This is a genomic window from Verrucosispora sp. SN26_14.1 (assembly GCF_004307965.1).
Lineage (GTDB): Bacteria > Actinomycetota > Actinomycetes > Mycobacteriales > Micromonosporaceae > Micromonospora.
Window position 1 is genome coordinate 1 of sequence record NZ_SISL01000371.1, and the last position, 5,811, is coordinate 5,811.

Annotated in this window: 4 protein-coding genes; 2 read left to right on the plus strand and 2 right to left on the minus strand. The window is 73.8% G+C overall.

What is annotated here, in order from left to right:
- On the plus strand, positions 1-2,090 hold a 2,090-nt coding region (gene lon / locus EYA84_RS24685), incomplete at its 5' end, for an endopeptidase La (protein ID WP_131055800.1).
- 185 nt (positions 2,091-2,275) lie between these two features.
- Here the strand turns inward: lon and EYA84_RS24690 are convergent.
- Entirely contained in the window at positions 2,276-3,973 is a 1,698-nt protein-coding gene (locus EYA84_RS24690; RefSeq protein ID WP_131055802.1) for a DEAD/DEAH box helicase, read from the minus strand.
- A 105-nt stretch (positions 3,974-4,078) separates the two neighbouring features.
- Positions 4,079-4,966 carry a hypothetical protein gene (locus EYA84_RS24695; RefSeq protein ID WP_236145944.1) on the minus strand — a complete coding sequence of 296 codons (888 nt, stop codon included), beginning with the start codon at positions 4,964-4,966 and terminating at the stop codon, positions 4,079-4,081.
- Between the two features lie 133 nt (positions 4,967-5,099).
- Between EYA84_RS24695 and EYA84_RS24700 the strand changes: the two genes are divergently transcribed.
- Positions 5,100-5,811, plus strand: a 712-nt coding sequence (locus tag EYA84_RS24700; protein WP_236145945.1) for a histidine kinase, incomplete at its 3' end; no start/stop codon positions are given.

Consider the following 5,811-nt stretch of genomic DNA (forward strand, 5'->3'; position numbering starts at 1 on the left):
CCCGCATCGGCTCCGGGGTGCCCGGACCCGGCGCGGCGCTCTGGGTCGAGGCGACCGAGATCGACGAACCCACCCCCGCCGGCAAGGCACGGGAACTGGCCCGCGAGTACCGCGCCCTGGTGACCTCCGTGCTCCAGCAGCGCGGCGCATGGCAGGTCATCGACGCGATGGAGCGGATGACCGACCTCTCCGAACTGGCCGACTCGGCCGGCTACGCGCCCTGGCTCACCCTGGCGCAGAAGACCGAACTGCTCGCCGCGCCGGACGTCACCGCCCGGCTGGAACTGCTCGTCGGCTGGGTCAAGGAGCACCTCGCCGAGCAGGAGGTCACCGAGCAGATCAACTCCGACGTCCGCGAGGGGCTGGAGAAGTCGCAGCGGGAGTTCCTGCTGCGCCAGCAGCTCGCCGCGATCCGCAAGGAACTCGGCGAGGACGCCCCGGACGGCTCCGCCGACTACCGGTCCCGTGTCGAGGCCGCCGACCTGCCCGAGAAGGTACGCGAGGCGGCACTGCGCGAGGTCGGCAAGCTGGAGCGGGCCAGTGACGCCTCCCCGGAGGCGGGCTGGATCCGTACCTGGCTCGACACGGTGCTGGAGATGCCGTGGAGCACGCGTACCGAGGACAACATCGACCTGGCCGCGGCGCGGGCCGTGCTCGACGCCGACCACGCCGGCCTGGCCGACGTCAAGGACCGCATCCTGGAGTACCTGGCGGTGCGCAACCGCCGGGCCGACCGCAACCTCGGTGTGGTCGGCGGGCGCGGCTCCGGCGCGGTGCTGGCCCTGACGGGCCCGCCCGGCGTCGGCAAGACCAGCCTCGGCGAGTCCGTCGCCCGGGCGCTCGGCCGCAGATTCGTCCGGGTCTCCCTCGGCGGCGTACGCGACGAGGCCGAGATCCGGGGCCACCGGCGCACCTACGTCGGCGCGCTGCCCGGCCGGATCGTGCGGGCCCTGCGCGAGGCCGGCTCGATGAACCCGGTGGTGCTGCTCGACGAGGTCGACAAACTCTCCGTCGGGTACGCCGGTGACCCGGCCGCCGCCCTGCTGGAGGTGCTCGACCCGGCCCAGAACCACACCTTCCGGGACCACTACCTGGAAGTCGACCTCGACCTGTCCGACGTGCTCTTCCTCGCCACGGCCAACGTGGTGGAGGCCATCCCCGGCCCGCTGCTGGACCGGATGGAACTGGTCACCCTGGACGGCTACACCGAGGAGGAGAAGGTGGCCATCGCCCGGGACCACCTGCTGCCCCGGCAGCGGGAACGGGCCGGGCTGACCGCCGACGAGGTCGACCTCGACGCCCCGGCACTGGCCCGCATCGCGGGGGAGTACACCCGGGAGGCCGGCGTACGGCAACTGGAGCGGGCCCTGGCGAAGGTCATGCGGAAGGTCGCGGTGGCCCTCACCGACGACCCGACGCCGGTCCGCGTCGGCGCCGACGACCTGACCCGCTACCTCGGCCGGCCCAAGCACACGCCGGAGTCGGCGGAGCGGACGGCGGTGCCCGGCGTGGCCACCGGCCTGGCGGTCACCGGTGCCGGCGGCGACGTGCTGTTCATCGAGGCCACCAGCATGGAGGGTGAGCCGGGCCTGACCCTGACCGGCCAACTCGGCGACGTGATGAAGGAGTCGGCGCACATCGCCCTCTCCTACCTGCGCGCCAACGGCCGCCGGCTCGGCCTGGACCCGAACGCCCTCGCCGGACGGCGGATCCACCTGCACGTCCCGGCGGGTGCGGTGCCCAAGGACGGCCCCAGCGCCGGCATCACCATGGTCACCGCGCTGGCGTCGCTGGCCAGCGGCCGGCCGGTACGCCCCGAGTTCGGGATGACCGGCGAGGTGACACTCTCCGGCCGGGTGCTGCCCATCGGCGGGGTGAAGCAGAAGCTGCTGGCCGCGCACCGGGCCGGTCTGACCGAGGTGATCATTCCGGCCCGGAACGAGCCGGACCTCGACGACCTGCCCACCGAGGTCCGCGAGGCGCTGACCGTACACCCGCTCGCCGATGTCGCCGACGTGCTCGCCCTGGCGCTGCGCCCGGCCGAGATCGACCCGGCCTCGCTGGGCGGCCAGAGCCTCACCGCCGCCTGACGGATGCAAGGAAGGGCACCTTATTAACGCCTGAGGTAGAGCAGGGGTCCCCTGTTAACCCGAGGCACCATCGACTGGCGTCATCCCGTGCGGGGTGGCGCCAGTCGCTGCATGTCGGGGCGTGCCGTGGTGAGAAGGGCTCCCTGCTATACCGCAGGCGTTAACAGGGGGCCCTTCCTTACACGTCAGCGGCTGTCGTCGCGGTCTCGGCGTACGGTGGCCTTGCGGCCCTTGATGGTGCTGCCGCGCAGCCCGGCGATCACCTCGTCGGCCACCCCGTTGGGCACCTCGACAAGCGAGAACCGGTCGGCGATCTCGATCGAGCCGATGTCCCGGCCACGGATGCCGGTCTCTCCGGTGATCGCGCCGACCAGGTCCTGCGGCCGGACTCCGGCGCGCCGGCCCAGCCCGATGAAGACCTGGGTGGTGCCGCCGGTGCGGGGCCGTGCCGGTCGGCGGTCGCCCCGGTTGTCCTGGCCGGGCCGGGCGTCCCGGGTGGGACGGACCGCCACCTGCGGGATCTCCTCCTCGGCCTCGTCGGAGCCGGGCAGCGTCGCCTCGTGGGACAGCTTCACCGCGGCGAGCGCCACCTCCATCAGGTCGAACTCGTCGCTGAGCGTCTCCACGATGACCCGGAACGGCTCCAGGTCGTCCTCCAGCAGGCTCTCCCGCAGCGCCGCCTGGGTCAGCTCCAGCCGGCGGGTACGCAGGTCGGCGACGGTCGGGATCTTGTCGATCGTGATCCGTTGGCCGGTGACCCGCTCGATGGTCTTGAGCATCCGGTGTTCCCGGGGCTCGGCCAGGGTGATCGCCACGCCCTCCCGGCCGGCGCGACCGACCCGGCCGATGCGGTGCACGTACGACTCGGGAGCCGACGGCACGTCGTAGTTGACCACGTGGCTGAGCTGTTCGACGTCGAGTCCCCGCGCGGCGACGTCGGTGGCGACCAGCAGGTCGGCGGTGCCGGAGCGCAGCCGACCCATCACCCGGTCCCGCTGCTCCTGGCTCATCCCGCCGTGCAGGGCCTCGGCCCGGTAGCCGCGTCCGTTCATCGTCTCGGTGAGCCGGTCGACCTCCTCCCGGCTGCGGCAGAAGACGATCGCCGCGGTGGGCGACTCGACGTCCAGCACCCGGCCCAGCGCCGCCGGCTTGTGCGCCCGCGCCACCAGGTACGCACTCTGGCGTACCCGGGGTGCCGCGCCGGCCACCGGCTGCTCGCGGGCGATGAGGATGCGGACCGGGTCGGTGAGGTGCGCCTGGGCCATGCCCTCGATGCGCGACGGCATGGTCGCCGAGAAGAGGACCGTCTGGCGTTGCGCGGGCGCGTGCTCCAGGATCGCCTCGATGTCCTCGGCGAAGCCCATGTCCAGCATCTCGTCGGCCTCGTCGAGGACGACGGTGATCAGGTTGCCGAGCCGTAGCGTGCCCCGGGCGATGTGGTCCAGCGCCCGTCCGGGGGTGGCCACGACCACGTCCACGCCGAGGTCCAGCGCCCGCAGTTGGCGGCCGATCGGCTGCCCGCCGTAGATCGGCAGCACTCGGGCCCCGAGGTCCTTGCCGTACCGGTGGAACGCCTCGGACACCTGCACCGCGAGTTCCCGGGTGGGCACCAGCACCAACGCCAGGGGATCACCGCCGGGCCGGTCGTCCGGCATTCGTTGCAACAGTGGCAGCGCGAACGCGGCCGTCTTGCCCGTACCCGTGGCTGCCTGCCCGAGCAGGTCACGGCCGGTCAGCAGGGTGGGGATCGCCTCCCGCTGGATCGGCGTCGGCTCCTCGTAGCCGAGCGCGGCGAGCGCGGCGAGCAGTTCGGGTCGCAGGCCGAGATCGGTGAAGGCGGGCGGATCCATGGTCGCGTCGGGCGGTACGGGCGTGGAACTCATGGGTCAAGTTTTTCATCACGCCCTCCCGGCCGCTGCGGCGACCACCGGTAACACGCGGCCACGGCCCGCTGCCGGGTGGCGGCGGGCCGTGGCGCAGCCGGTCGGTCAGGTGGTGACCAGCGCCAGGATGATGGTGATCCCGAGGACCGCGTCGATCACGCCGCACCACTGGGCGTAGGCGCGGGGCACCACCTTGCCGGTGCGGTGATGGATCACGTCCCAGCCCGCGTGGGCCAACCATCCGAACGCCACCAGCCACTGCCCGGCCGGGCCACCGAGGAGAAGGGCGAGCAGGGCCAGGCCCGACCAGCCGGCCAGGCCGGCGAGCTGGAGGCGGAGGGCACCCGGTACGCCCCACTGCCGGCGCACGGTGCCGATGATCAGGTATCCGGCCGGCAGGACCAGCAGCGTGTACGCGGCCAGCGGTACGGGTGAGCTCCAGTTGTCGGCGGTCATCAGCAGCGCCAGCCCGGCCGGCCAGCGCTGCGCCACGGCCCGTGCCCACGGGTGTCGCGGCGCGGCGCGGTTCGGGTGGTGCACGGCGTACTCGGCCCGACGCCGCAGCACCGCCGCCACCATCGCCGGCACCATCAGCACGTGCGTGCCCATCATCAGGGCGTCGCCGTCGAGCAACCCGGCCCGGTACGGCACCAGCAGCACCAGCACGGGCACGTACATGGCCAGGACCATCTCGCCGACGGCCGGGCCGGAATGCCCTCGGTACCACATCCAGACCGCCATGCCGATGCTCATGTCGGTGGCCATCAGCAGCGACGCGACGCCGGGCGTGGCCGGAGCCAGCCCGAGCAGCCCGCCCAGGGCGGCGCGGGCGGCACCGAGCGCCAGCATGCCGGCCACCATGGCCAGCGTCATCTCCATCAGATGCCGGGCCAGCGGCGACAGGCGCGAGTGGCGAACCGGCGCGGCCGTTGGCCCGTGGATCGTCGGGGTGGACGGGGTCGGTCCGCCGGGTGCGGCGAGGGCGTCGGTCATGACGTCGATCGTCGTGGCGAACGACGTCGGCGACAATCCGCGTTCCGTCCCCGGTCGGCCGGGCACGATGCCCGGTCGGACCGGGCGGAACGGGGGCTCCGCCGGTGAGGTGGCGGGTTCTACCCTGACCGGCGTGGGGACGGACGGGACGGTGCCGGGCGGCGGGCGGACCCTACGCCGTGCCCGGACGGCGACGATGGTCTCCCTCGCCGCCGGCATGGCCGCCACCTTGTTCCTGCCGGCGGTCGGCCTCGCACGGGAGCCGGACCCGTGGCGGGTGGCCTCCGGCGTCCTCGCCATCGGCGCGTTCGCGCTGGTCCTGGCGTGCGCGGTGGGCGCGGCACTGACCACCGGGTGGTCCGCCGCGCGGCGCCGACGGCTGCGGATCGGGTACGCCGCCGTCGCGGTGCTCGGTGTGCCGCTGGCCGCACCGGTCGCCGTCGGCGACTGGCCCACCTGGGCCTGGCTCGGCGCGGCGACGGTCGGCGGGGTGCCGTTGCTGGCCCCGCTGCGGGCGACCCTTCCGGCCACCGTGGCGGCGATGGTGGTCGCCGGAGCGGTGGCGCAGGTGACCGGCGCGTCGATCGGGCCGGCGCTGCTGGTCGTCGGCACCGCCGGTCCCGGCGTCGCGGTGGTGAACGGCTTCCAGGTGTGGTTCTGGCGGCTGCTGGTGCAGGCGGAGCGGGGGCGGGCGGCCCAGGCCCGGCTGGCCGCCGCCCAGGAGCGGTTGCGTTTCGCGGCGGACGTGCACGACCTGCTCGGGCACCACCTGACCGTGATCACGCTGAAGGCCGAGCTGGCCGCCCGGCTGGCCGCCGCCGACCCGTCGCGGGCGGCCCGGGAGG